This is a genomic window from Alsobacter sp. R-9 (genome assembly GCF_054612375.1).
Map to the genome: position 1 here is coordinate 214755 of NZ_JBTSWJ010000007.1, position 24350 is coordinate 239104.

The 24350-nt window shown below is 67.7% G+C and carries 21 protein-coding genes; 7 read left to right on the forward strand and 14 right to left on the reverse strand.

The window, feature by feature from the left end:
* Positions 1-11 precede the first annotated feature (11 nt).
* The 8 genes from ACX9GQ_RS13465 to ACX9GQ_RS13500 form a co-directional block, all read right to left on the reverse strand.
* The gene (locus ACX9GQ_RS13465) at positions 12-1247 is read right to left on the reverse strand and encodes an acyl-CoA dehydrogenase family protein (protein ID WP_459630067.1); all 1236 of its coding nucleotides are present in this window, start codon (positions 1245-1247) and stop codon (positions 12-14) included.
* A 1-nt stretch (position 1248) separates the two neighbouring features.
* Positions 1249-1671 (reverse strand): Zn-ribbon domain-containing OB-fold protein, encoded by a 423-nt coding sequence (locus tag ACX9GQ_RS13470; RefSeq protein WP_459630068.1) that lies wholly within the window; start codon positions 1669-1671, stop codon positions 1249-1251.
* Positions 1672-1678: 7 nt separating this feature from the next.
* Complete coding sequence (locus ACX9GQ_RS13475; RefSeq protein WP_459630069.1) at positions 1679-2845, reverse strand: acetyl-CoA acetyltransferase; 1167 nt, start codon at positions 2843-2845, stop codon at positions 1679-1681.
* A complete protein-coding gene (locus tag ACX9GQ_RS13480) occupies positions 2842-3282 on the reverse strand; it encodes a MaoC family dehydratase (protein WP_459630070.1) in 441 nt (146 codons plus the stop codon). Before ACX9GQ_RS13480 ends, ACX9GQ_RS13475 begins: the two co-directional genes overlap by 4 nt.
* Complete coding sequence (locus ACX9GQ_RS13485) at positions 3279-3689, reverse strand: MaoC family dehydratase (RefSeq protein WP_459630071.1); 411 nt, start codon at positions 3687-3689, stop codon at positions 3279-3281. Before ACX9GQ_RS13485 ends, ACX9GQ_RS13480 begins: the two co-directional genes overlap by 4 nt.
* A complete protein-coding gene (locus ACX9GQ_RS13490) occupies positions 3686-4600 on the reverse strand; it encodes an SDR family oxidoreductase (protein WP_459630072.1) in 915 nt (304 codons plus the stop codon). The genes ACX9GQ_RS13485 and ACX9GQ_RS13490 overlap by 4 nt, the downstream gene beginning before the upstream one ends.
* A gap of 72 nt (positions 4601-4672) precedes the next feature.
* A complete protein-coding gene (locus ACX9GQ_RS13495; protein ID WP_459630073.1) occupies positions 4673-5428 on the reverse strand; it encodes an SDR family NAD(P)-dependent oxidoreductase in 756 nt (251 codons plus the stop codon).
* A 141-nt stretch (positions 5429-5569) separates the two neighbouring features.
* Entirely contained in the window at positions 5570-6487 is a 918-nt protein-coding gene (locus ACX9GQ_RS13500) for a DMT family transporter (RefSeq protein ID WP_459630074.1), read from the reverse strand.
* 85 nt (positions 6488-6572) lie between these two features.
* On the opposite strand from ACX9GQ_RS13500, the gene ACX9GQ_RS13505 reads away from it, so the two are divergent.
* Entirely contained in the window at positions 6573-7457 is an 885-nt protein-coding gene (locus tag ACX9GQ_RS13505; protein WP_459630075.1) for an NmrA family NAD(P)-binding protein, read from the forward strand.
* Between the two features lie 3 nt (positions 7458-7460).
* Here the strand turns inward: ACX9GQ_RS13505 and ACX9GQ_RS13510 are convergent, their stop codons facing one another.
* Positions 7461-8597, reverse strand: a complete 1137-nt coding sequence (locus ACX9GQ_RS13510) for an acyl-CoA dehydrogenase family protein (protein ID WP_459630076.1) — start codon at positions 8595-8597, stop codon at positions 7461-7463.
* 224 nt (positions 8598-8821) lie between these two features.
* Here ACX9GQ_RS13510 and ACX9GQ_RS13515 point away from each other — a divergent pair, with 224 nt between their 5' ends.
* Together ACX9GQ_RS13515 and ACX9GQ_RS13520 are read left to right on the forward strand one after the other, a co-directional pair.
* Positions 8822-9133, forward strand: a complete 312-nt coding sequence (locus ACX9GQ_RS13515) for an NIPSNAP family protein (RefSeq protein WP_459630077.1) — start codon at positions 8822-8824, stop codon at positions 9131-9133.
* 94 nt (positions 9134-9227) lie between these two features.
* On the forward strand, positions 9228-9863 hold the full coding sequence (locus tag ACX9GQ_RS13520; RefSeq protein WP_459630078.1) for a LysE family translocator: 636 nt from the start codon (positions 9228-9230) through the stop codon (positions 9861-9863).
* 12 nt (positions 9864-9875) lie between these two features.
* Here ACX9GQ_RS13520 and ACX9GQ_RS13525 read toward each other — a convergent pair whose 3' ends face one another.
* Together ACX9GQ_RS13525 and ACX9GQ_RS13530 are read right to left on the reverse strand one after the other, a co-directional pair.
* Positions 9876-11096, reverse strand: a complete 1221-nt coding sequence (locus ACX9GQ_RS13525; RefSeq protein WP_459630079.1) for a CaiB/BaiF CoA transferase family protein — start codon at positions 11094-11096, stop codon at positions 9876-9878.
* Between the two features lie 73 nt (positions 11097-11169).
* Complete coding sequence (locus ACX9GQ_RS13530; RefSeq protein ID WP_459630080.1) at positions 11170-11817, reverse strand: DUF2238 domain-containing protein; 648 nt, start codon at positions 11815-11817, stop codon at positions 11170-11172.
* Positions 11818-12085: 268 nt separating this feature from the next.
* On the opposite strand from ACX9GQ_RS13530, the gene ACX9GQ_RS13535 reads away from it, so the two are divergent.
* Positions 12086-12700 carry a D-glycero-alpha-D-manno-heptose-1,7-bisphosphate 7-phosphatase gene (locus ACX9GQ_RS13535; RefSeq protein ID WP_459630081.1) on the forward strand — a complete coding sequence of 205 codons (615 nt, stop codon included), beginning with the start codon at positions 12086-12088 and terminating at the stop codon, positions 12698-12700.
* 78 nt (positions 12701-12778) lie between these two features.
* Here the strand turns inward: ACX9GQ_RS13535 and ACX9GQ_RS13540 are convergent, their stop codons facing one another.
* Genes ACX9GQ_RS13540 through ACX9GQ_RS13550 form a run of 3 tightly spaced genes read right to left on the reverse strand, consistent with a single transcriptional unit; the run spans position 12779 to position 15656 of the window.
* On the reverse strand, positions 12779-13537 hold the full coding sequence (locus tag ACX9GQ_RS13540) for a class I SAM-dependent methyltransferase (protein ID WP_459630082.1): 759 nt from the start codon (positions 13535-13537) through the stop codon (positions 12779-12781).
* A gap of 38 nt (positions 13538-13575) precedes the next feature.
* Entirely contained in the window at positions 13576-14541 is a 966-nt protein-coding gene (gene rfaD / locus ACX9GQ_RS13545) for an ADP-glyceromanno-heptose 6-epimerase (protein WP_459630083.1), read from the reverse strand.
* Complete coding sequence (locus tag ACX9GQ_RS13550) at positions 14538-15656, reverse strand: glycosyltransferase family 9 protein (RefSeq protein WP_459630084.1); 1119 nt, start codon at positions 15654-15656, stop codon at positions 14538-14540. Before ACX9GQ_RS13550 ends, rfaD begins: the two co-directional genes overlap by 4 nt.
* A 219-nt stretch (positions 15657-15875) precedes the next feature.
* Between ACX9GQ_RS13550 and rfaE1 the strand changes: the two genes are divergently transcribed.
* The 3 genes from rfaE1 to ACX9GQ_RS13565 all read left to right on the forward strand — a co-directional run bounded on the left by rfaE1 (position 15876) and on the right by ACX9GQ_RS13565 (position 24299).
* Positions 15876-17324 (forward strand): D-glycero-beta-D-manno-heptose-7-phosphate kinase, encoded by a 1449-nt coding sequence (gene rfaE1 / locus ACX9GQ_RS13555; protein WP_459630085.1) that lies wholly within the window; start codon positions 15876-15878, stop codon positions 17322-17324.
* Between the two features lie 685 nt (positions 17325-18009).
* Complete coding sequence (locus ACX9GQ_RS13560) at positions 18010-21474, forward strand: FG-GAP-like repeat-containing protein (protein ID WP_459630086.1); 3465 nt, start codon at positions 18010-18012, stop codon at positions 21472-21474.
* 206 nt (positions 21475-21680) lie between these two features.
* A complete protein-coding gene (locus ACX9GQ_RS13565) occupies positions 21681-24299 on the forward strand; it encodes an FG-GAP-like repeat-containing protein (protein WP_459630087.1) in 2619 nt (872 codons plus the stop codon).
* The last annotated feature ends 51 nt before the right edge of the window (positions 24300-24350 follow it).

Genomic DNA, 24350 nt, shown 5'->3' on the forward strand with positions numbered 1-24350 from the left:
GGCCTCGGGCCTCAGAAGGTCACGCCGCGGGTCAGGAGCTCGCGGGCGATGGTGCGGCGCTGGATCTCGCTGGTCCCGTCGGGGATGCGCATGGAGCGGGTGAAGCGGTAGCCGGCCTCGAGCCGAAGCTCGTTGGTGAGCCCCATGCCGCCGTGCACCTGCATGCAGCGGTCGAACACGCGGTTCGCCGCGTCCGTGCAGTGCAGCTTGACGATGGAGAGTTCCGCCAGCGCCCGCTCGCCGCGCTCCAGCTTCAGCGCGCAGTCGATCAGCATCGTCTCGGCCGCATAAATCTCCGCCGCGCTCTCGGCCAGCAGGATCTGCACGGCCCCGTGCTCGCCGATCGGCTGGCCGAAGGTCTTGCGGATCTTCGCGTACTCCACCGCCTGCACCAGCGCCCAGCGGGCGAGCCCGATGCAGGTCGCCGAGAGGCCGAGCCGACCGGTGTTCACGCCGTTCATGGCCACACGCAGCCCGTCGTCCACGCCGCCGAGACGCTGCTCGTCCGGCACGCGCAGGTCATTGAAGGCAATGATGCCGATCTCCGCCCCCAGGTGCCCCATGATCGGGATGGTCGACACCACGGAGAAGCCGGGGCTCCTCGTGTCGACGAAGAAGCCGGTGATGCCGCCGGCCCGCCGCGCCACCTTCTCCGGGTCGGTGATGGCGAAGATCATGGCGTAGTCGGCATAGGGGCCGTTGGTGATCCACTGCTTGGAGCCGTTGAGGACCCAGTGGTCGCCGTCGCGCAGCGCCTTCGTCTTCAGGCCGAAGACGTCGGACCCGGCGTCGGGCTCGCTGAGGCCGAAGCACAGCGTCTTCTCGCCGCTGGCCAGCGACGGCAGGTAGCGCTCGCGCACGTCCGGCCGCAGGCTGGTGAGCACCGGCGACAGGCCGTTGGTGAAGGGGGAGGGGATGACGACCGGGTGGATCAGCGGCCGCCCCGGCCCGCAATGGGCCGAGAGCAGGGCGTTGAGGTAGACCGCCGCGACCGGCCCGAGCCCGCCGCCGCCGAGCTCCTCCGGCCCGAACATGGTGTAGAAGCCGTCCCGCGCCGACCGCTGGCGCACGACGAGGCGCAGCGCCTGCACCGCGTCGCTGTAGCGCCCCTCCTCGTCGAAGATCGTGCGGTCGCTCGCCAGGAGATCGCGGTGCTCGGTCTCGAGCGGCACGACCTCCTGCTCGACGAAGCGGATCAGGCTTTCGCCGACCTGGACGATCTCGGCCGGCACATGGGTCGTGTTCATCTCACGGCCTGTCGATGACGAACTTCGGCAGCGTCAGCTCGGGCGTCACGTCGTCGTAGTGGACGCGCACGCGGTCACCGATCCGCACGCCGTCGGGGTTGTCGGTGACGACGAGGCTCATCATGCGTGGCCCTTCGTCCAGCGTCACGAGCGCGATCACGTAGGGCACGTCCGCGGCGAACACTGGCCCGGCGGGCTTGCGCGCCACCGTGAACGTGTAGATCTCCCCGCGCCCGCTCGCGTCCGTCCATTCGAGGTCGTCGGAATGGCAGTGCGGGCACAGCTCGCGCGGGTAGAAGTGGTGCTTGCCGCAGGCCCGGCAGCGCGGGATCGACAGGCGGTGCTGACGCGCCGCGTCCCAGAACGGCTTCGTGCCGGGGTCGATGACCGGCTGCGGCTTCTCGTAGGCTGCGCTCTCGGACATCGGGCCCTCAGTGGTTGGCGAGGATGACGGTGCCGCCCGACGACAGCGTTCCGCCGGTACCGTGGACGAGGGCGGTGCGGACGCCCGCCACCTGCCGGTCGCCGGCGTCGCCGCGCAGCTGCCGCACCGCCTCGACGAGCAGGAAGATGCCGTACATGCCGGGGTGGCAGTAGGAGAGCCCGCCGCCGTTGGTGTTCATGGGGAATGCGCCGCCCGGCGCCGTGCGCTGGCCGGAGACGAAGGCGCCACCTTCGCCCCACCCGCAGAAGCCGAGCGCCTCCAGCGTCATCAGCACGGTGATGGTGAAGCTGTCGTAGCACTCCACGAGGTCGATGGCGTCGCGGCCGATCCCGGCCATCTCGAAGGCGCGCCGGCCCGAGATCTCGGCGGCCGTGAGGCGCGCGAGGTCCGGCATCGCCCCGATCGACCAGTGCGTGTGCGCCTCGCCGTAGCCGCGGATGTGGATCATGCGGCTGCCATGGGCCCGCGCGTTCTCCGCCGTCGTCATCACCACGGCGCCGGCGCCGTCGGTGACGAGGCAGCAGTCGAGCAGCTTAAGCGGGTCGCAGACCGGCGTGGAGGCCATCACGTCGTCGATGGTGAGGGGGTCGCGCATCGTCGCGGCGGGGTTGAGCTGCGCCCACTTGCGCGTCGCCACGGCGATCTCGGCGAGCTGCTCCGGCCGCGTGCCGAACTCGTGCATGTGGCGCTGCGCTGCCATGGCGTAGCCGCCGACCGGCTGGGGGATGCCCCAGACGTTCTCGAACTGCATGGTCAGCACCGGCGGCCGCCCGCCGAGCGTGCGGCTGCGCTCGCTCTTCTGCATCGAGCCGTAGACGATCAGCGCGACGTCGCAGTAGCCCTTCTCGATGGCCATGGCCGCGTGGGCGACGTGCGCCTCGAAGGCCGAGCCGCCGATGTTGGTCGTGTCGGCGAAGCGCGGGATGATGCCGAGGTACTCGCCCAGCGTCACCGAGGCGAGCTGTCCCGGGCCCGGCACGCCCCACAGGCCCGCGACGAGCAGCCCGTCGACGTCGCCCATCGACAGCCGGGCGTCGTCGAGCGCGGCCTTGGCGGCGCGCGCCTGCACCTGCAGCACCGAGCCCCCGCCCACCACGCGCCCGTCCTTGAGCGGCACGTCGCCCACGCCCACGATCACCGCTTCCCGCGTCACCGCCCCGTCTCCCCGTGTCCCACCGGCACCCGCGCCGTCCCGGCGAGGATGGACCGCTCGCCGGCGCGGCCTTCCAGCCGCACCACCGCTGTTGAGGCGCCGCCAGCGCCCGTCTCCACTGACTCGACGACCCCGCTGATGCTCACCGTGTCGCCGGCGAAGACCGGGCCGATGAAGGCGACGTCGAGTTCGCCCTCCGCGTCGAAGGCCCCGTCGCTCCAGCCGTTCAGGAGGTCGGCGACGAAAGCCAGCGTCATCAGGCCGTGCGCGATGGTGCGCCCGAACGGACCCTTCGCCGCGAAGTCGGGATCGACATGGATCGGGTTGAAGTCACCGGAGGCCCGCGCGTAGGCGTCGATCGTTGCCTGCGTCACATGCCGCGTCAGCGTCGGCAGCGCTGTCCCGGCGGAGGGGGCGAGGGAGGCGGCGGCGCTCATGGGTCGCGCCCCCAGATCGAGGTGACCCGTCCGGTGGACACAAGCGAGCCGTCCTCGCCGCGCGCCTCGAAGTCCGACACCACGTAGGGCCGCTCCTTGCGCACGTACTTGTCGGTCACCCGCGCCTGGATCGACAGGACCTCGCCGATCCGAACCGGGCGGTGGAACCGCAGCGACTGCTTGGCGTGGATGCCGCCCGGCGGGCTGCGCCGCGCCGTGAGCAGGTCGATGAGGTAGACGCTGGCGATCATCGAGGGCGCCTGCCCGTCGCCCGCCGGCCGGCGATGGCCGGTTGCGGCGAGGAAGGCCTCGACCCGCTCCGCCGTCACGGCGAAGGCGAGGGGGCGCTCGGGGAACGCGTCCCCCACCGCCACGTCTTCGTATCGCCGGAAGGCGGTCTCGCTCACACCGGTGTCCACGAGAACACCTCCCGCGACATCTCGACCGGCACGAACGAGGTCTTCAGCGCCGGCAGCGCGTGGTCGCGCAGGGTCTCCGGGGTCCAGCCCTCGGAGCGGTGCACCGAGCGCAGCGGCCGCGGCTGGCTCATCAGGAAGATCTCGTTGCCGCGCACCGCGAAGATCTGGCCATTGACGTCGGCCGCCGCGTCGCTGGCGAGGAACACCGCCACCGGCGCGATCTTGTCCGGCGTCAGCATGCGCAGGCCCTTGAGCCGCTCCTCCTGGTCCGGGGTGTTGGGGATCGACCCCACCATGCGGCTCCAGGCGAAGGGCGAGATGCAGTTCGACCGCACGTTGAAGCGCGACATGTCGAGGGCCAGCGACTTGGAGAGCCCCACGATGCCCATCTTCGCGGCCGCGTAGTTGGCCTGGCCGGGGTTGCCGACGAGGCCCGACGTCGAGGTCATGTGCACGAAGGCGCCGGAGGACTGCGCCCGGAAGAACTCGGCCGCCGCCCGGCTCACGTTGAAGCTGCCGTAGAGGTGGACCTTGATCACCGAGTCCCAGTCCTCGTCGGTCATCTTGTGGAAGATGACGTCGCGCAGGATGCCGGCGTTGTTGACGACGATGTCGATCCGGCCGAAGGCGTCGACCGCGGTGCGCACCATCGCCCGCGCCTGCGCCCCCTCGGCCACCGATCCGAAGTCTGCGACGGCCTTGCCGCCGCCCGCCTCGATCTCGCGCACCACGGCGCGGGCCGGGCCGTCGGTCTCGTCGTCGCGCCCGTCGAGCGCCACGCCCGGGTCGTTGACGACGACGCTGGCGCCGTGCGCTGCCATCAGCAGAGCGATCTCGCGGCCGATGCCGCGTCCCGCCCCCGTCACCAGGGCGACCTTGCCTTCGAGCAGTCCTGACATGAGTGGGCCCTTCTGTCCTGCGTCGCGTGGGGCGGTCGGGGCCGGCGGCGGGCGCCGGCCCCGACCGCGTCGTCAGATCATCCAGCGCCCGCCGTCGACGACGACGGACTGGCCGGTCATGTAGCGGGCGTCGTCGCTGGCGAGGAAGGCCGCCGCGGCGGCGATGTCCTCGGGCTCCGCGAAGAAGCCCAGCGGGATGGAGGCGCGGATCTTGGCCAGGATCTCCTCCGAGATCCGGTCGATCACGCGGGTCTTGGTCACCCCGGGGCACAGCGCGTTGACGTTGACCTTGAAGGGCGCGAGCTCGCGGGCCAGCGACCGCGTGAAGCCGATGACGCCCATCTTGGCCGCCGCATAGTCGCTGATGCCGACCTCGCCGGCCATGCCGGCATTCGAGGCGACGTTGACGATCTTGCCGCGCCCGGCCTCGCGCATCGACGGCACCACCTGCCGCGAGGCGATGAGCGTGGCCATCAGCGTCACGTCGATGACGAAGCGCCACACTTCGGGCTCGGACTTGTAGAACTCGGAGGCGCGCTCGCGGGCGCTCTGGCCGACGTTGTTCATGAGGATGTCGACGAAGCCGAAGCGGTCGTAGACCTGCCGGAACGCGTCCTTCACGGTCGCCTCGTCGGTGCAGTCGCCCGATAGCGCCAGCACCGTGGCCCCCTTCGCCCGGGCCTCCTCGGCGACGCGCTCCACGCCGTCCTTTTCGAGGTCGATGATGGCGAGGTTGGCGCCCTCCGCGGCGAAGCGCAGTGCCGAGGCCCGGCCGATGCCGTTGGCGGCGCCCGTCACCACCGCCAGTTTCCCGTCGAGACGGCGCATTGGGTCCTGCTCCCTCGGTCACCCGCGGCCGGTGGCCGGTCGCGCGGGGCGTTCCTCCCGGCCGCCCCTCTGGCGGAGGCGACCCTGATGATCAAAACCTAACACCCGTTCGAAATCATGACAAGGCGCTCTGTCGCGCGGTCAACCGGTTCCGCGGGCCGGCGCAGCGCGCGGCATCGTAGACACTGCGACCCCGGCGAGGATCAGCGCCGTCCCGCCGAGCGAGGCGGCCGTCATCGGTTCCCCGAGCACGAGCGTCCCGCTCGTCACCGCCACGGCAGGCACGAGATAATTGTTGAGCGCCGTGAAGCCCGCATTGGCACGCGCCAGCAGCGCGAAAAGCAGAAGATTGGCCAGCGCCGTGTTCGCGATGCCGAGCACGACCACCGCCGCCACGACCCCGGACGGGGGCAGGGCCCGCGGCACGCCGTCCACCGCGAGCGCCACCGCCGTAGCCGCCACCGCCGAGACGACCTGCGACACGGTGGCGACCGTCAGCGAATCGATTCCCCGAACCCGCCGCGCCATGTGCAGTGACCCGGCAAAGACGAGCGCCGCCGAAAGCGCCGCCGCCGCGCCGCGTGCGCTGTCGCCCAGGGCCATCAGCGCCCCGGGGCCGAACAGCACGATGATTCCCGTGAAGCCGAGCAGCAGGCCTAGTCCTTGCCGCGGTGTCGGGTACTGGCCCCACAGCACCCCGTAGGCCGCCGCCAGGATGGGCACCAGCGCCATCGCCGTCGCCGTGGTCGAGGCGTTGACGTAGCTCACCGACACGGCGATCAGCGCCAGCGGCACCGCCCCGCTGGCGAGCCCCACCACCGCGATCACGGGCAGGTCGGCCGCCTTCAGCCGGATCCCGCCCTGGCTGCCTGCGAGCGCCACCATCGCCGCCGAGGCGATGAGCGTGCGCGCCGCGATCAGCGTCAGCGGCGGCAAGGAGGTGACCGCGATCTTCGTGAGGATGTAGGAGGTGCCCCACGCCAGGCTGATGGCGGCGAGCAGCGCGAACTCCGCCGGCCCGGGCCGGAAGTTCGCCGTCGCCGCGCCGCTGCTGGACATGCGCCGCCCCTTGTCGCTACAAAAACAAACAGACGTTAGAAAAAGGCGCCGGTCAAGCGGCCGGCCGTGACGGGGAGGGTGCCCCATGGCACGACGCATCGTGGTCACCGGCGCGACCGGCACCGTCGGCGGTTACGTGATGGCCGAACTTGCCGCCCACCGGGCTACCGGCCTCGACGTCGACGTCGTCGGCGCCGCCCGCAGCGACTCCGCCGCCGCGGCCCTGAGGGCGGCCGGCCACGACTCCGTCCGCCTCGACTACGATGACCCCGCCAGCCTGCGGCCTTCGCTGCGCGGCGCCGACGCCATTTTCCTCGCCACCGGCTACACCGTCGACATGCTGGTCCACTCCAAGCGCCTGCTCGACGCCGCGCAGGCAGAGGGGGTGCGCCACGTCGTCCATCTCGGCGCGCTGGCGCCCGACGACACGCCATACGCGCATTTCGCGTGGCACCAACTGGTGGAGCGCACCATCGCCGCGATGGGCTTCGGCTGGACGCACCTGCGCCCCAACTTCTTCATGGACACGGTGTGGGCCGGCTTCCGCCACCGCCCCGACAGGATAGTCCACTTCGTCAGCGACCGCCCGGTGAGCTGGATCGCCGCCGGCGACATCGCCGCCGTCGCCGCCGCCGCGCTGGCCGAGCCCGAACGCCACGCCAGCAAGGTCTACCCCCTCGCCTCCGAGTGCCTCTCGTTCGGGGAGGTGGCCGGGGTGCTCACGGAGGTCACCGGCCGGCCGGTGGAGTATCGCCCGCGGCCGGCCGCCGACCTGCCCGCCATCCTCGCCCGGCAGGGCATGGAGCCCGTCTACGCCGCGAGCCTCGCCGCCGGCGTCGCCGCCGCCGAGCGCGGCGAACTGCCCATGGCCGACGCCGTCGACGACACGGTGCGCGCCGTCACCGGCCGCCCGCCGGTGACGTGGCGCAGCTTCGCCAGCGCTCGCCTCGGCGAGTTGCCGCCCGCCTGAGCCTCACAGCGTGCGCCCGATCAGTTCCTTCATGATCTCGTTGGTGCCGGCGTAGATGCGCTGCACGCGCGCGTCGGCATAGGCACGGGCGATTGGATACTCCCACATGAAGCCGTAGCCGCCGTGCAACTGCAGCAGCGCATCGAGCACGCGGCCCTGCATCTCGCTCGTGTACAGCTTCACCATCGCCGCCGTGGTCGTGTCGAGGCGGTTCTCGAGCACCAGCTCGAGGCAGCGGTCGAGGAACACGCGGGCCACCTGCACCTGCGTCTTCATCTCCGCGAGCGTGAAGCGCGTGTTCTGGAAGTCGATCACCGCCTTGCCGAAGGCCTTGCGGTCGCGCGTGAAGGCGGTCGTCCACTCCAGCGCCGCCTCGCAGCACGACACCGCCTGGATGCCGACGTGCATGCGCTCCCACGGCAGCTCCTGCATCATGTAGGCGAAGCCCTTGCCCTCCTCGCCGATACGGTTGCCGACCGGAACTCGCACCTCGTTGAAGAACAGCTCCGAGGTGTCCTGCGCCTTGGTGCCGAGCTTGCGCAGCCGCCGCCCGCGCTCGAAGCCGGGCCGGTCCGCCTCCACCACGATCAGGCTGATGCCCCGCGCACCCTCGCTGCGGTCGGTCTTGCAGGCGACGAGGATCAGGTCCGCCGTCTGGCCGTTGGTGATGAAGGTCTTCTGGCCCGAGATGACGTAGTCGTCGCCCTCACGCCGCGCAAAGGTGCGGATCGCCTGCAGGTCCGAGCCGCCGCCCGGCTCCGTCATGGCGATGGCGGCGACGAGCTCGCCCGTCGCCATGCCCGGCAGCCAGGCGTTCTTCTGCGCTTCCGTGCCGTAGTGATGGATGTAGGGCGCCACGATGTCTGAGTGCAGCGCGAAGCCGAGGCCTGTCAGGTTCAGCCGCGCCTGCTCCTCCATCAGGACGATCGAGTAGCGCCGGTCGGCGCCCGCGCCGCCGTACTCGGCCGGGATCGCGGCGCACAGGAAGCCTTCCTCGCCGGCCCGCGTCCACGCCCAGCGCGCCACCTGCCCCTCCTCCTCCCACGCCTCGTGGTGGGGGGCGAGCTCCTTCTCCATGAAGCGCCGCACCGACTGGCGGAAGATCTCGTGCTCCTCGGAAAACAGCGTGCGCGGGATCATGGCGGGTCCTCCTCTTGTTGCCGGGGAGTCCACACCACCGCGGCGGCGGGATCAAGTGCGATTCTAACATCTGTTTGAAACACGCCGGCGCCCGCGCTACGCTCCGCCCAACGGGCGCCGGCGCCCGGAGCCGCTCCCTTCTCCCCGCTGGCGGGGAGAAGGTGGCGCGAAGCGCCGGATGAGGGGCGGCGTCCGCAGGCGCCGCGACAGGGAAGGGGACACCGATGATCGTCGAGAAGCGCACATACACGCTGCGGCCGGGCACGATGGCCGAGTTCCTCGCCATCTACGAGGCTGAGGGCCTGCCCATCCACACGAAGTACCTGACGATGCTGGGTTACTTCACCTCCGACATCGGCCCGCAGAACCAGGTGATCACGCTCTGGAGCTTCGACAGCATGGCCGACCGCGAGGAACGCCGCGCCCGCCTCTACGCCGACCCCGCCTGGCTCGCCGTGCTGGCCAAGACCGTGCCGATGGTGCAGGCCGCGGAAAACGTCATCCTCAAGCCGACCCGGTTTTCCCCGATCCGGTAAGGGTCGTCGGCCGCACTGCATCCACTCCTCTGCCGCTCGCGCCGGTCGGCATCGCGACGTTGTGTATGGCTCCCGAAGACGCTATCGCAAGCCGATGGTCAGCAGCCTCGTTTCCCCAGTACTCGCCTTCAGCGTCGCCGCGGTCATCCTGACGATGACGCCGGGTTTGGACACCGCGATGGTGCTCCGGTCCGCCGCAGTCGACGGGAGCCGGCGAGCTGCACTGGCGGCGGCTGGCATCGCACTCGGTTGCCTCGCTTGGGGCGCGGCGGCGGCGGTTGGACTCGGCGCTCTTCTCGCCGCGTCGGAGGCGGCCTACGCCACGCTGAAGTGGGCGGGAGCGCTCTACCTGCTTTGGCTTGGCGTCCGACTGATCCTCAGGCCGCGGACCGTCCTGGCCGATCCTTCCGCCGGGCCACTGGGCGAGGGCGGATCGTCGGACGCATTCTGGAGAGGCTTCGCCACGAACATGCTCAATCCGAAGGTCGGGGTGTTCTACGTCACCTTCCTTCCCCAGTTCGTGCCGGCGGGAGCGCCGGTCGCTACCTTCACGTTCATGTTGGCCCTGATCCACGTGGCGCTCGGGCTCGTCTGGTTCGGGCTGCTGATCGCCGCAACCACCCCCCTGCGGCGTCTCCTGTCTCGAGGGCCAGTGGTGAAGTGGCTCGACAGGGTCACGGGTGTCGTCTTCATCGGCTTTGGATTGAGGCTCGCGCTGACGCGCCCCTGAGGCGCGTCGCCGTTACCGCACGATTCCCCGCTTCCGCAGGTCCGCGATCGCGCCGGCGTCCAGCCCCAGCCGCTTGAGCACCGCGTCGGTGTCCTCGCCCGGCAGCGGGGCGCGGCGGTTGACGCCGCCAGGGGTGGCGGTCATGCGGATCGGCGTCGAGGCGATGGTGACGCGTCGCGGCGAGCCGGGATGCTCCACCTCCACCAGCATGCCGCGGGCCGCCATGTGCGGGTCGGCAACGATGTCGGCCGCCGTGTTGACGGGACCGAACGGCACGCGGCCGTCGAGTGCCGCCGCGATCTCCGCCTTCGTCCGCGGCCGGGTCCACGCCTCCACCAGCGCCACGGTTTCGGCAGCGTGGGCGAGGCGGTCGTTGTTGGTGGCGAAGCGCGGGTCGGCGGCGAGTTCCGGCCGGCCCATCGCCGTCACCAGTTCGCGCCAGAACGTGTCCCGGGGGCAGCCGATGGTCACGGCCCCGTCGCGCGCCGGGAAGGTGCCGAACGGGCACAGGATGGGGTGGTGGTTGCCCTCCGGCACCGGCGCCCGGCCGGTGTAGGAGTGCTGGTAGACGATGCGTTCGCACAGCGCGACGATGCCGTCGTACATGGCGACGTCGACGAACTGCCCCTCGCCGGTCGCCCGCGCATGGTGGAGCGCCGCGAGGATGCCGAAGGCGGCGAGCGTCGCGGGGAAGATGTCGCCGATGCCCGGGCCGATCTTCAGCGGTGTCGCCGCGTCGGGCCCGGTGATGCTCATCGCCCCGCCCATCGCCTGCGCCACCACGTCGAAGGCCGGCCGGTCGGCGTAGGGGCTCGCGCCGGTGCGCGGGTCGCCGAAGCCGCGGATGGCGGCGTAGACCAGCCGCGGGTTCTCCGCCGCCAGCGTCTCGTAGCCGAGCCCGAGCCGGTCCATCACCCCGGCGCGGAAGTTCTCGACCACGATGTCCGCCTCCCGCGCCAGCCGGCGGAACAGGGCCGCGCCCTCCGGCGCCTTCAGGTCGAGCGCCAGGCTCTCCTTGTTGCGGTTGGTGCTCTGGAAGTAGCCGCCGAACGCCTTCAGCGCGTCGTCTGCGAGGAACGGCCCGAACTGCCGCGTCGGGTCGCCGTCGACCGGCTCGATCTTGACGACCTCCGCCCCCTGGTCGGCCAGCATCATCGTGCAGTAGGGCCCAGCGAGCATCTGCGTCAGGTCGAGCACCCGCACCCCGGCCAGCGCCCCGGCGCCTCGCGTCATGTCACGCTCTCCTCCGCACGAACAGCCCCCATTTCTGAACGACTGTTCGAAAAACGCAACCCGGCCCTTGCGCTCAGCGCAGCGCGAGCCCCGGATCGATCCGCGCCATCGAGCGGTCGTGCAGGCGCGGCAGGAGCGCCACCGCCAGAACGGCCCCCACCAGCGCCAGGGCCATGTCGGACTGCGTGTCCCAGACATAGCCCTGCGTGCCGAGGAACTCGTCCGCCGCGCCGCCCGCCGCCACGGCGGCGAGCCACTCGACGATCTCGTAGAGCGCGCTGAAGGCGAGCGGCATCGCGACGGCGATGACGGGGACGTAGCGGCTGCCCGGCTCGGCCCGGAAGGGCGAGAAGCGGATGAGGATCTCGCGCGCCAGCAGCGCCGGCACGAAGCCCTGCGCCAGGTGACCGAGCTTGTCGTAGTTGTTGCGCGGCCAGCCGAACCACTGCGACGCCCAGTCGCCCAGCGGCACGCGGGCATAGGTGTAGTGACCTCCGACCAGCAGGATCAGCGCGTGGACCGCGATGAGCACGCACAGCAGGGTCGACAGCGGCCACCGCCGGTGCGTCAGCACGAGCAGGGGGGCAGCCACCAACACTGGCACGGATTCCAGCCACCATGTAAGCCGGTCGAAGGATCCGACGTAGGACACCGGAACCGCCGCCGCGACGACCGCGAGCAGCGCGAGTCGAAGGGCGAGGACCCGTTTGCGCACGGCCATCGCGGCAGTGGCCGTCGCATCAGTTGGCTCTCCTGACCGCGCGCTCCGCACCTGCCGCCTCCGCGTCCGACCGCCTCAGTCCGGAACGCCCGGTAGACGTCTTACTCTGCCGCTGCCCCGCCTCGGAGGCGATGCCGTCAGGCAAGGGTTGGCGATAGCCGAATCTCGGATCGCTCCGTCGCCGCCCACCCGACGATCTCGCCGACGGCCGTGGGCGTCCGATCTGCGCGGCGTCGCCATCTCGGGACTTGCAGAACCGTAGCTCATCTTGAAGAGTGAAGGTGTAATTTCATTTGTTTTCTCAAAGTCGATTGAGCAACAGGCGGCCATGACGCGATCGCGAGCGCTTTTCCTGGACCGTGACGGCGTGATCAATCGTGACGACGGTTATGTCCACAGGCGCGAGGACTTCGTCTTCATGGAGGGTGTCTTCGACCTGACCCGTCGCGCGGTGGCTGCCGGCTACCTCGTGATCGTCGTGACCAATCAGTCAGGAATTGCCAGAGGCTACTTCCGCGAGGCCGATTTCTACGACCTCACGGCGTGGATGTTGCGGGAATTCGAGAGGCGCGACGCGCCCCTCACGGCCGTCTATCACTGTCCGTTCCATCCGGAGGGTCGTGTCGCGGCCTATCGCCGGGATCACCCTTGGCGAAAGCCGCGGCCCGGAATGATCCTGCAGGCGGCAGCCGACTTCGATCTCGACCTCGAACGATCGCTCCTTGTGGGCGACCAGCCGACTGACTTGCAGGCGGGTCGCTCAGCGGGGATCGGACGCCGGTACCTCGTCGGCGCGCAGTGTGTGCCCCCCGAGGAGAGTTGCGAGTGCGCGAACGGGCCCTCGACGGTCGAGGACCTGAGCCGGAAGCTGTTCCGCGACTGATCGCCTCGCTATTCGACGTTCGCGACGGTCTCGCGGCACGTGTCGGGCCCCTGCATGGGGCGCCGGACGTGGATCGCGTCATCGGCCGACGATGCGGCCGGGATGGGCCAAAGCGCTTTCGATCTGTTCCTCGAGATAGCGGGTCCTTTGGCGCTGCTCGATCAACTGGAAGTGGATAGACTGATAGAGCTTGGCCAGGTCCGAGCGGTCGAGCTGAGGGATGGCGTCTCGCGCCAGCGACGCGGCCACGGTTGTGATGTCGTCGAGAGGACGCGCCTCGAGGGCACTGAATAGTGCATGCGGATCGACGACCGGCCCGCTCGTCTTCGTGGCCGCGATGTTGAGGGAGATCGCGTACTGCTCGTTCGAGGGCTGGGGACACCACCCGTTCGAGGCGTCGGCGAGGTCGGAGTTCCACCACCGGAAGTCGCCGAAGCCAAGCAGGCGCAGGATATCCACCATCATGTCCGCGGTGTAGCCGTAGCGATGCGCCTCGAATGCGTTGTGGCGTCCGCCCACCCCGAAGATGAGCCCCACGGCATGGAACGGCGTCGTTCCAGCCGCCACCATCCGGGTCAGCAAGGAGAGATCGGGGACGGCGATCTTCAGCGTCCCGCCGATCTTCAGCACCCTGGCGAACTGGGAGATCGCCCGGAACCCGTCCGGCCATTCGATATGTTCGAGAACATGTCCGGCGACGATCTCGTCGCAACTGACGTCCTGGATGGGGGACAACGTGATGATGTCCGCCACAATGTCGGGAGCATTGGCCGGGTCGATGTCGACGGTGAGGTAGCCATCGGGTTTGTAGTCGCGGGAACCCACGTACAGCTTCATGGCAAGATTTTCCTGAGAGGGCGCTTCGATCTCGCGTTCTATTCCGCGCGCCATGCGACGTAGCGGGCAATGCCGTCCTCGAATGAGGTGAAAGGCTTGCGGTACCCCGCGGCCCGCAGGCGTTCGACGGATGCTTCCGTGTAGGACTGGTATCGCCCGCGGAGATCGGCGGGCATGTCGATGAACTCGATCCGCGGTGGCGTGCCATAGGCCCTAGAGATCGCCTGGGCGACGTCGATGAACGTGCGGGCGGCACCGGTTCCGAGATTGTAGAGGCCGCTCGCGGGCCGGTGTCGCCACGCCCAGAGCATGACGTCGACGACATCGTCGACATGCACGAAGTCCCTTCTCTGGCAGCCGTCGGGAACCTCCGGCTGGCAGGACCGGAACAAGGCTGCGGGTTCGCCCTGATGGACGCGCTCCATCAGCGCAAGGACCGCGCTGCGCATGGGACCCTTGTGGGCCTCGTTGGGACCGTAGACGTTGAAGAACTTGAAGCCGTACCACGACGGTGGTGTCGGGACGCCGCACGCCCGGGCACGCGCGATCTTAACGTCGGCGGCGTGCTTCGACCATCCATAGAGGTTGAGAGGCCTGAGCCTCTGCAAGGCCTCGGGCCGATCGTCGTCGACGAAGCCGGCCGTGCCGTCGCCGTAGGTGGCGGCGGACGAGGCATAGATCAGCGGCACCTCCGCACGCGTGCACCATGCAAACCAGTCCACGGTCGAACGGAAGTTCGTCCGCAGGATGGCGTCCCCGTCCGTGGTCCGCGTGCTGGAGTTCGCGCCAAGGTGGAACACGGCCTCGATGTCGGTGCCATGACTGTCGGCGAAGGCAGGGGCCTCGCAAGGCGTTATGAACTCATGGAGTGCCAGGCCTGCGATGTTCTTCCATTTTCCGCCGGAGCCGAGTCGATCGACCACGACGACGTCGGCACCTTCTTCGACGAGGCGCGCGGCGAGGTTGGAGCCGATGAAGCCGGCCCCTCCGGTGACGATGATCATTGCGGGCCCCTCGCTCCATCGGACGGAGGCAGCGCGGCAAGGATCCGCTCGGCTATGGCGACAGGGTCCTGGAGGCTCATGCAGTGAGCGTCAGGAAAGCCGCGTGGGCACAGATCCATCCAGGTATCGTTGACCCACCAGCATCCCCCGCAGAAACTGGGTCGTACGTTGATGTTGTCTGGGTAGCCAAAGTAGTCGGCGGAGGTCGGCCCGAAGATGACGCAACTCCGCACGCCAAAGGCAGCCGCGATATGCACGAGACCTCCCTCGTTGTCGATATGCATCTGCGCTTCACCCACGATGGTCGCGGCCTCCGTCAGCGTTGTTCGACCGACGAGGTCGACGTGAACCGAGGCCAACGGAACGCTGGTTGAAGGCAGGCCGACTTGCACGAAGACGAGATCGGGTCGCCGCTCGCGCAGGATCTCAACGAGGCGATCGGTATGGGGGTAGCACTTGGTGGCTCTGCGTCCGCTCACGATGAAGTCGGGATCGAAACCGTTGTGCACCGTGACGTAAGGCCGTCCTGCAAGATCAAGCCGCGTCAGCACGTCCCGGATTAGCGGCAGATCAAGCTGGCTTCCGCCGAAGCGGATGTCCGCCATGTGGTGGAGGAAGTCCGCACGGGTCCTGTTCATGTAGACGGCCGCTTGGCCGAGGAAGCCGTCCATGAAGGGATGGCGATCGACGAAGATGGAAATCTTGCCCCGGAAGCGGTCGATGGCCTGAAGCGCAGCCGACAGGTTTCGGTTCTCTCGCAAGCGGCGTCCAAGGCAGTCGTGGTAGATCACCGCGACCGAACTGACCCGGATCGCGGCCGCATACTCCTTCCTGAAGCGGTCGAACAGGAAATCGCTGTAGCACGAGCGAAAGCCCTCGACGTTGGCGAAGACCCACTCGGCCGTACCCGCATGGCGGTAGTAGATGTCGAAGCGGAAGGGGCCCGCCGTGGCCTGGAGGTCCCGGATAAAGCGCGCGATTACCACAAGGTCGCCAACGCCTCCGGAGACGGCGATAGCGACGACTATCGGCCGTGTCGTGTCGCTGAGGGCTTCGTCGATCTCCGCCCCCACGGCGCGAGCCCTGCGGGCGAACCTGAAGTGCTCCAGAAACATGCTTGATTTTAGTCCCACGTAGCCGGCGAAGTACGATGCCGACCGCGACAGACTTCCTGTCGCCAGATAGATCGAATAGGCTTTCAGGTATGCTCGTTTAAGTTGTAAGGCCGTTGCTACGACTATTCCCAATGCATAAGTTCCGATAAAATTGACCCGTGGCATTTATCACGTGTAATATGGTAGGTGAATCTATTTCATTCATCAAGAGATTGCAGCATGAAATTAGCCGATAGGCCCATCATGTGCGTCGGTGACGTCATTCTGGACCGCTTCGTCTACGGTGACGTATCGAGGCTGTCACCTGAAGCGCCGGTGCCGGTCTTGCGGGTCGATCGGACTGTCTGCATGCCGGGTGGGGCTGCTAACGTCGCCCGGAACGTCTCGGCCCTGGGAGGCGTAGGCCGTCTTGTCGCGGCCGCCGGGGATGACCCCGAGAGGCTTGAACTCATGCGCCTTCTCGATGGCGCTCCGCGCGTCAGTGCGCGAATTGCGGCCGCTCCTGGGCGGCGCACAATTGTCAAGACGCGGCTCGTGGGGAATCGCCAGCAGATCGTCCGGCTCGATATCGAGGATGCTCAGCCTTTCGCCCGTTCTGTCGAGGCCGGCCTATGTCACGAGATGGAAACGGGGCTACGCGGTTCCGCAGCCGTGGTGCTCAGCGATTATCGCAAGGGCCTGCTATCTCAGGATGTCATTTCGCGCGCCGTTTCGATGGCACGGGCGGCCGGATTGCCCGTCTTCGTCGATCCAAAGGGAACTGACTTCGGGAAGTATCGTGGCGCGACCTGCCTGACGCCGAATCTGGCCGAACTGCGCGGCGTCCTCGGTGATGAACTCCGGAGCGATGCCGATATCGCCGAGGGCGCTGCCGCGCTCGTGACGCGGCTGGACCTCGAAGCCATCCTCGTGACGCTGTCCGAGAGGGGAATGCTCCTCGTAGAGCGGGGGGGCAAAGTCCAGGCAATACCGGCCTTCGCGCGACAGGTTGCAGACGTATCGGGGGCAGGGGACACGGTGATCGCCACGCTGGCGCTGGCCTCAGGGTCTGGTCTCCCGCTCGAGACGGGCATGCGGATGGCCAACGCAGCCGCGGCCGTGGTCGTCGGCAAGCCAGGCACCGCGCTGTGTTCACGTGAGGAACTGGAAGAGCAACTACGTGTCCCCGATACGCCGGTCCATTCCAAGGTTCTGGGCCAGTGGGATGCCCTCGAGCGTCGGGTCCGCCGATGGAAGAGCGAGGGGCAGGTCGTGGGATTCACAAACGGCTGCTTCGACATTCTTCACGCGGGGCACGTCAAGCTCCTGAAGGAGGCCAAGGGAGCGTGCGACCGGCTTGTCGTAGGCGTCAACAGCGATCGGAGCGTGTCCCGCCTGAAAGGACCTTCAAGGCCTTTCAATACGGCTCTGGATCGTTGCGCCGTGCTGGAGGCTCTGGCGGCGGTCGATGCGATCACAATCTTTGACGACGATACACCAGCGAATCTGATCCAGCGGCTAGTGCCCGATGTGATCGTGAAAGGCGGGGACTACACGCCCGATTCCGTGGTCGGCGCAGAGGTGGTAAGGGCCGCGGGGGGGCGCGTCGTCATCGTTGACCTGCTGCCCGGCCTGTCGACCACCGAGTTGTCGAGGCGCCGCCTAGGGGTCGCGGCCGTGGCAGAGTAAAGGCCATGGCCCGGGCGTGCCGGCAATTGGCTGCCCCATTTCAGGAATCAGGCTCCGGGGCCCCGGCGGCCGTCTCGCGGGAGTGGAGAGACGCTGAGGCTGAGGCCCCTTCTGTTGCGTCGGCACCGCGGTCGCGGTGCCGACGCTCGTCGCGCTCGTGCTGCATATCCGGGGATGCGCGACTGCAACGGCTTCGGCACGGCCGCAGCCTCCTCATCACTGGCGCCGCCCCGCGGAACTGGGTCGCGGGAATCGGGAGGGCCAGCCGACGAACGAATATCTGCGGACCGTATCGCGAACTGAGCCCGAAGCGGTTCGTCGCCAGAAACTCAAGGCCGTGTTGTTCTTTGATCCAAAAGATTGAGCAAGCCATAGAATCATGAAAGTGAATAGTGTTGCAACTACAGATTGTGATATCAGGTACTGGTGCAAAAAATAATATATCAGTCCGTAAAAGTCTGTTGACGCGGGTAGATGAGGGGCAGAATATTGATAGGGCTGGGGTTTTTAGGGTCGGCCTCTTCATAATGGCGTTACAGTCGGGGGCAGAGACGCGGGGCAACTTCCCTGCTGCCGCTGCACGCCTGGGTCGAGGCTGGCGGTCGGCCTCCATCGGTAAAGTCAGGGCGTCTTTCGACCGCGGCGGCCTGCCGCGGCGGTTTCGCCTCGCGATCGGAGATCTTGAATGGCGGTTGTATCGGACTACACGGCTCTCCTCAGCGGCTCCACCTGGAACGGCAACGGTGCGGCGGGCCTGCCAGTCTTCGTGACATTCTCGTTCGAAACCTCACCACGCTCCGTCGACTCCACTTTGACCCAGGCGACGTTCCACCCGGCAACGGAGGAGGAGAAGACGATCGCCAGGCAGGCCTTCCGTACCTGGGCGGACGCCTGCGGCATCGTCTTCATGGAGGTGCCGCCAGGCCAAGGGGACATCAGGCTCCAGTACGTCGACTTCTACACGATACCGGGGAAATTCCAGTACGCGGGTTACGGGTACTATCCGATCAGCAGTCTCTCATCGACGGCGGCCAGGCGCGAGGCCAGCTACATCTATCTGAATACGCGCCAGGAGACGATGAATGCCGCCGACAAGCTGCACCTGATACTGCACGAGATCGGCCACACGCTAGGGCTGAAGCATCCCTTCGACGGAGATCCCGTCCTCGATCCGTCGCTCGACAACGCGGCTCACACGGTCATGAGCTACATGGGATACGCTCCCGCCCTCGGTACGCTCGACCTTCAGGCGATCGCCTTCCTTTACGGGTCGAACGCGATGGATGGCACGCAGGTGGAGGCGTGGTCGTGGAACGCCGCAACCGCGACGCTGTCGCAGACTGGCGGGGCCGGGGACGAGACCATTCGTGGTGTCAGCGTCGCCGACATCATGAGCGGTGGCGCAGGGTGCGACCTGATGGCGGGGTTCGGTGGCCACGACTTCCTCGCTGGTGGCGAGGGTGACGACACACTTCTCGGTGGGGCAGGCACCGACACGCTCAGGGGCGACCGCGGGAACGACTGCTTGTACGGCGGCGGCAGCGCCTACGAGATCTCCGACTTTGACTGGGCCGATTACTCGGACGCAACGGCGGCCATCACGGTCGACCTGACCGGCGTCTACGATGCGATGTACAGTCTGGTGCAGTCGGCCAAGGGCGACGACATCGGCTTCGACACGCTCAAGGGCATCGCCGGGGTCATCGGCGGAGCCGGCAACGACGCGATGGCGGGAAGCATCGATGCCAACGCCCTCAAGGGAAATGCCGGCGATGATTCCCTCGACGGCAGGGCCGGCGAGGATACCCTCGACGGAGGCGCGGGCGACGACAGTCTCCGCGGCGGCGAAGGCGATGACAGCCTCGTCGGCGGTACGGGCCGCGATACCGCCTTCTATGCCATGTCGTCATCTGCGGCGACTTGGTCCCGTCGGGCGGACGGAACCTGGTCTGTGCGGACGGCCAGTATGGGCACCGACGTCCTGCAGGACGTCGAGCAGTTGTCGTTCCTCGACGGGCAGTTCAACCTCGATGGCAGGGCGCCGGAAGGGTTCTGGCCGAAGACCGTGCGCCGGACAGGCCCCGAAATCCTCGTCAACGCGACGACCGCGCGCTACCAGCGCGACCCGGCCTGCGTGCGGCTGGCGGACGGTCGTTTCGTTGTCGCATGGGTCGACGGGAGCGAGAGCGCGGGAGACACATCGTTTTCCGCCATCCGAGCGCAGGTTCTCGCGCCCGATGGTCGCAAGGTCGGCAGCGAGTTCCTCGTCAACACGACGACGTATATGTTTCAGTCCGCGCCTTCGGTCGCCGCCCTTGCGGATGGGCGCTTCGTCGTGACCTGGACGGACGGAAGCGGGATCTTCTCCGGCGTCCGCGGCCAGATGTTCAACTCCGACGGGAGCAAGGCGGGCAGAGAGTTCATCGTTAAGTCGGCGCCGCAAGCTAGCGAGAGCCAGCCCGGGGTCGTCGGGCTCGCCGACGGCGGCTTCGTCGTTAGCTGGGCGGAGTACCGGTACTTCGTCTTCGACGCGGACTCGTCTGACGTCTGGTGCCAGGTGTTCAACGCGGACGGCAGTCGACGGGGATCGGAGTTCCGCGGGAACCCCAGGGCGGCCGGGAGCCAGAGCCGGCCGTCGGTGACAGCGCTTTCGGGAGGCGGTTTCGTCCTCATCTGGGAGGACCCGATTGCATCGGGCCTGCGGGGGCAGGTGTTCAAGGCCGACGGCGGGAGGGTGGGACCCGACTTCGCGGTGGCTTCATCCGCAGCATCGCTGGCCGGTGTCGGCATCGCGGCCCTGTCGTCAGGGGGCTTCGTTGTGACATGGGCTGGTCGTGGCGATGCACTCGAGCCGAAGTCCATGCGCGCCCAGGTCTTCCGCGCTGATGGGACGAAGGAGGGCGCTGAACGACTGGTCGGTTTGGCGAATGCGTGGGACGAGCCGGCCTCGAGCATCGCTGCACTTCCCGCTGACGGTTTTGTCGTGGCCTGGACCATTTCGGACAGATGGGCTGCCACGGGAGCTCCGAGGTCCGCGATACGCCTGCGGGTCTATGGGGCGGACGGACGCGTGGCATCGCGTGAGTTCCTCGTCGAAGGCTCGACGAGCGGACAGGCCGCCCCGGCGATCGCGACGCTCTCGACCAACCGGTTCCTGGTCACCTGGACGGACACCGCCGATCCCACGGGCGAATCGTCAGACGACATCCACGCGCAAGTCTTCGCTGTCCGGCCGGTCGCGGCGGACATCGGCGGGGACAGTGTGTCCGATGTCCTGTTTCGCTCTACAGCCGGCACGGTTCTCGCCTGGTCGCTCGTCACGGACAGCGCCGGCCGGCCGCAGTTCAGCGGCGGCGGTGTCATCGCCGGCGCCTCGGTCGACTGGGTGGTGCAGGGCCTTGGAGATTTCGACGGCGACGGCCGCAGCGATATCCTCTGGCGTAACAAGACGTCGGGGACCGCTTTGGTCTGGCAACTCGATGGGACCGCGCTGACAGGCGACAGCGCACTGGGGGGGGCCTCAGCCGACTGGTCGGTCGCCGGTATCGGCGACTTCGACGGCGACGGGAAGAGCGACGTGCTTTGGCGCCACGCGCCGACGGGCGGCGTGCATGAGTGGCAGATGGACGGTACGGCGATCAAGGGCGGCGGTGCGGTCGGCGGGGCGAGCGCCGACTGGAGCGTGAAGGGCACGGGTGACTTCAATGGTGATGGCCGGGACGACATCCTGTGGCAGCACACCGACGGCAGCGTCCTGGAGTGGCTGATGGATGGCACCGCGATCATCGGCGGCGGGGTGGTTGCGGGAGCCAGCACTGGCTGGAGCCTTCAGGGCATTGCTGACTTTGACGGCGACGGGAAGGACGACCTGCTGTGGCGCTACACCAACGGCGCGACGCTGGTGTGGCAGCTCGATGGGCTCTCGATCAAGGCCTCTGGCAGCCATGGCGCCGGTGGTGGTGACTGGTCGATCCAGGGCACGGGCGACTACAACGGCGACGGCCTTGCCGACATCCTGTGGCGGCACGAGGCGAGCGACGCCGTTCTGGTGTGGACGACGGCGCCCGACGGCTTCAGCACCGCCGCGGCCACCCTCATTGCAGGCGCCGACCCGCGGGAGTGGGCGGTGACGGGGAACAGGGCATTCTGAAGGATTGAATGCGCTGAAGCGATCCGCTCCTCGATCCCACGACCCCGCCCTCAGGGCTGAAGGTCGAAGTGGCCAGAAGCGTCGGGAGCCCTGCATACGGTGGGTGAAATGCCCTTAGGTTGTAAGTATAGAATAAAATATTAAAAGTTGTATTGATTGAATTGGCTGCATGATTAAACTCGATTTGTTGTTTCTTGAGGGCAATCATGCTGGCAACGTGGGATCGGGACTTCGGCATCGGAGGGTTCGGCTTTCCGCGAGTAGTGAGGCCCGACGGTCGGGGCGATATCGTCGGCCAGCAGAGGTTTGCGAGGCCCGCGGCATGGGGGCGACCCAACGTACTCTACGCCGTATCGTCCATCGGTCTTGCGGAATACGCCAACCCGCCGGCCACGATCACCACGGCGTCGCTCTATCTCTATGGCCAGAATGCCCTCGGCGGCGGCAAGGGGTTCGTCGTTCCCGTCGTCGAGAACTATACGATCGACTTCGCGGCATCCGGGGCGGGAAGCTATGGGGTTCTGCAATATGGGGGCAACCGCGAGACCGGCTACAGTGGCGCCGTGATCTGGGCCGAGAAGTTCGGGACCTCCACGCGGATAAGGTCGAATGGCGTATTCTTCGCCCCCAAGGCGGGCGGCGAGGTCGCGCTTGTGGGCGCGCCGGTGACGCTTGTCACGGGCATCGTAGATTTCCAGGGCCTCGACTTCGACTGGAACGGGTCCAGCCTCGTGCTGTCCTGGCGCTCGGGGAGCGCCTTGTCGTTGCAGACGTTCGACCAGATCGCGACCGCGATGACAGGGGTCTCCGTCATTCCGATACCGTCCGGTAGCGTCTATGGGGCCTATTTCCGGAACGGGGTCTACACGATCCTGTACGAGCAGGCTGCGGCGTCCGGCGCCCTGATGAGGGCGACATACGATCCCTCGACGGGTGCCGTCGGATCGCCGTCGGTATTCGTCGCGACGGGCCTTGCAGACATCACCGGCTGGTCGGAGCCCCTGCTGGACTCGACCGGCTCCTTCCTGGCGGTCCTCGGCAAGCCCGATGTCTCGTCCTCTGCATCCGTGATCAGGCTGTTGAGAATGAACGCGGCGGGGATCGTGACGGGTACGTCGACGATTGCGTTGTCAGGGACGAGTGGCCTCCGGCTGAGCGCGACCGTCTCGACGAACGGCAACGTCGTGCTGGCCTATTCGGACGCGGCCGGCGTTCACATTCGACAGTACGAACCCAGCGGAGCGCAGATCGGGGAAGATTTCATCGTTCCGCCCTACGAGGAGGGCGGCTACGTCGAACGCGTGACTGTTTTCGACCGAATCCGCGCCCTCTCGGATGGGCGGATCGAACTCGTCTATCGCCTCGAACTGGGCGGAAACGCCAATGAGATCCATGCGCAGATCTTTGATCCCCGGACGGGCGCGATCAGCGTCGATCAGGCCTCGGCGACGACGAGCCTGTGGCTGGCAGGAACGCCGTTCAACGACAAGCTGCGCGGCGGCTCGGCGGATGATCTTCTCGCAGGCGGGTCGGGCGACGACTCGATCGACGGAGGAGCCGGACGTAACCAGCTGTCCGGCGGTGCAGGCAACGACACCCTGCGGGGCGGAGCCGGCGAAGACAGCATATGGGGCGGTAGCGGCGACGACCGCATAGAGACGCTCGGTGGCAGCGACCGGGTCTTCGCGGGAGCAGGGAACGATGTCATCGCCGTATCCGGCGGCAATCACGTCATCAGCGGCGACGAAGGTCGAGATGTCCTCGTGCTCAACATCGCGAGCACCCAGGCGACCCTCACGAAGTCCCTCTCCGGCGGACGATGGTTCGGTGGGACACGCATCACGACACCGACAGGCACGCTGGAAGTCAGCAACGTGGAAAGCCTAGCCTTCACGGACAGGACGGTTTCGCTCGACGTGAACCTAGACGGTTACGCATACGAGCCGGGCGTGCTGTTCCGGAACGCCGCGGGAGACGTCCTGCGCTGGAACATCGCCTCCCATGGAACCAGGCCGCCCGTTGTCGTCAGCGGGAGCTCGCTAGGCGGCGCGGGATCGGCGTGGAAGATCTACGGCTCTGGCGACTTCAATGCCGACGGGTACAAGGACATCCTCTGGCGGAATGACGACGGCACCGTCCTGCAGTGGCAGCTGAACGACCGGGCCACCGTCGGCGGCGGTGTGGTGGGTGGCGCGACCGCGGACTGGAAGATTGTAGGGATCGGGGACTTCAACGGAGACGGGCGCGACGACGTGCTCTGGCGCAACGCCACGTCTGGCCTTGTCCTCTCATGGCAGCAGGACGGCACAGCCCTGACGGGAGGGGGTGCCGTCGGCGGTGCCGTTGCTGACTGGACGGTCGTTGGCACGGGAGATTTCAACGGCGATGGCAAGGACGACGTCCTGTGGCAGCACACGTCCGGGGCCGTCGCGGAATGGCTGATGGATGGCACCGCCATCATCGGCGGTGGCGTGGTGGCCGGCGCCAGTGCGGGCTGGAGCCTGCAGGGCATCGGTGACTTCGACGGCGATGCGAAGGACGACCTGCTCTGGCGCTACACCGACGGCGCCACGGTTGTGTGGCAACTCGATGGCGCGACGCTGAAGGCGTCCGGCTCCCGCGGCGTCGGTGGCACCGACTGGTCGATCCAGGGCGTGGCTGACTACAACGCCGACGGTCTTGCCGACATCCTGTGGCGTCACGATGCCAGCGGCGCCGTGCTGGTGTGGACCACTACGCCAGACGGGTTCGGGACGGCCGCCGCCGCGATCATCGGTGGCGCTGACCCGCGGAACTGGACAATGGTGGCGAACAAACTTCTTTGAAGCCAGTTCGCGATCAGTAAATGATACCAGTCCGATAATATTTTATTGCGT

What these genes read in the sequence shown, in the direction of transcription:
- ACX9GQ_RS13465 (WP_459630067.1), bottom strand. Translation starts at nt 1,247, where the DNA reads ATGAACACGACCCATGTGCCGGCCGAGATCGTCCAGGTCGGCGAAAGC.
- ACX9GQ_RS13470 (WP_459630068.1), bottom strand. Translation starts at nt 1,671, where the DNA reads ATGTCCGAGAGCGCAGCCTACGAGAAGCCGCAGCCGGTCATCGACCCC.
- ACX9GQ_RS13480 (WP_459630070.1), bottom strand. Translation starts at nt 3,282, where the DNA reads ATGAGCGCCGCCGCCTCCCTCGCCCCCTCCGCCGGGACAGCGCTGCCG.
- ACX9GQ_RS13490 (WP_459630072.1), bottom strand. Translation starts at nt 4,600, where the DNA reads ATGTCAGGACTGCTCGAAGGCAAGGTCGCCCTGGTGACGGGGGCGGGA.
- ACX9GQ_RS13495 (WP_459630073.1), bottom strand. Translation starts at nt 5,428, where the DNA reads ATGCGCCGTCTCGACGGGAAACTGGCGGTGGTGACGGGCGCCGCCAAC.
- ACX9GQ_RS13500 (WP_459630074.1), bottom strand. Translation starts at nt 6,487, where the DNA reads ATGTCCAGCAGCGGCGCGGCGACGGCGAACTTCCGGCCCGGGCCGGCG.
- ACX9GQ_RS13505 (WP_459630075.1), top strand. Translation starts at nt 6,573, where the DNA reads ATGGCACGACGCATCGTGGTCACCGGCGCGACCGGCACCGTCGGCGGT.
- ACX9GQ_RS13510 (WP_459630076.1), bottom strand. Translation starts at nt 8,597, where the DNA reads ATGATCCCGCGCACGCTGTTTTCCGAGGAGCACGAGATCTTCCGCCAG.
- ACX9GQ_RS13515 (WP_459630077.1), top strand. Translation starts at nt 8,822, where the DNA reads ATGATCGTCGAGAAGCGCACATACACGCTGCGGCCGGGCACGATGGCC.
- ACX9GQ_RS13520 (WP_459630078.1), top strand. Translation starts at nt 9,228, where the DNA reads ATGGTCAGCAGCCTCGTTTCCCCAGTACTCGCCTTCAGCGTCGCCGCG.
- ACX9GQ_RS13525 (WP_459630079.1), bottom strand. Translation starts at nt 11,096, where the DNA reads ATGACGCGAGGCGCCGGGGCGCTGGCCGGGGTGCGGGTGCTCGACCTG.
- ACX9GQ_RS13530 (WP_459630080.1), bottom strand. Translation starts at nt 11,817, where the DNA reads ATGGCCGTGCGCAAACGGGTCCTCGCCCTTCGACTCGCGCTGCTCGCG.
- ACX9GQ_RS13540 (WP_459630082.1), bottom strand. Translation starts at nt 13,537, where the DNA reads ATGAAGCTGTACGTGGGTTCCCGCGACTACAAACCCGATGGCTACCTC.
- rfaD (WP_459630083.1), bottom strand. Translation starts at nt 14,541, where the DNA reads ATGATCATCGTCACCGGAGGGGCCGGCTTCATCGGCTCCAACCTCGCC.
- ACX9GQ_RS13550 (WP_459630084.1), bottom strand. Translation starts at nt 15,656, where the DNA reads ATGTTTCTGGAGCACTTCAGGTTCGCCCGCAGGGCTCGCGCCGTGGGG.
- rfaE1 (WP_459630085.1), top strand. Translation starts at nt 15,876, where the DNA reads ATGAAATTAGCCGATAGGCCCATCATGTGCGTCGGTGACGTCATTCTG.
- ACX9GQ_RS13560 (WP_459630086.1), top strand. Translation starts at nt 18,010, where the DNA reads ATGGCGGTTGTATCGGACTACACGGCTCTCCTCAGCGGCTCCACCTGG.
- ACX9GQ_RS13565 (WP_459630087.1), top strand. Translation starts at nt 21,681, where the DNA reads ATGCTGGCAACGTGGGATCGGGACTTCGGCATCGGAGGGTTCGGCTTT.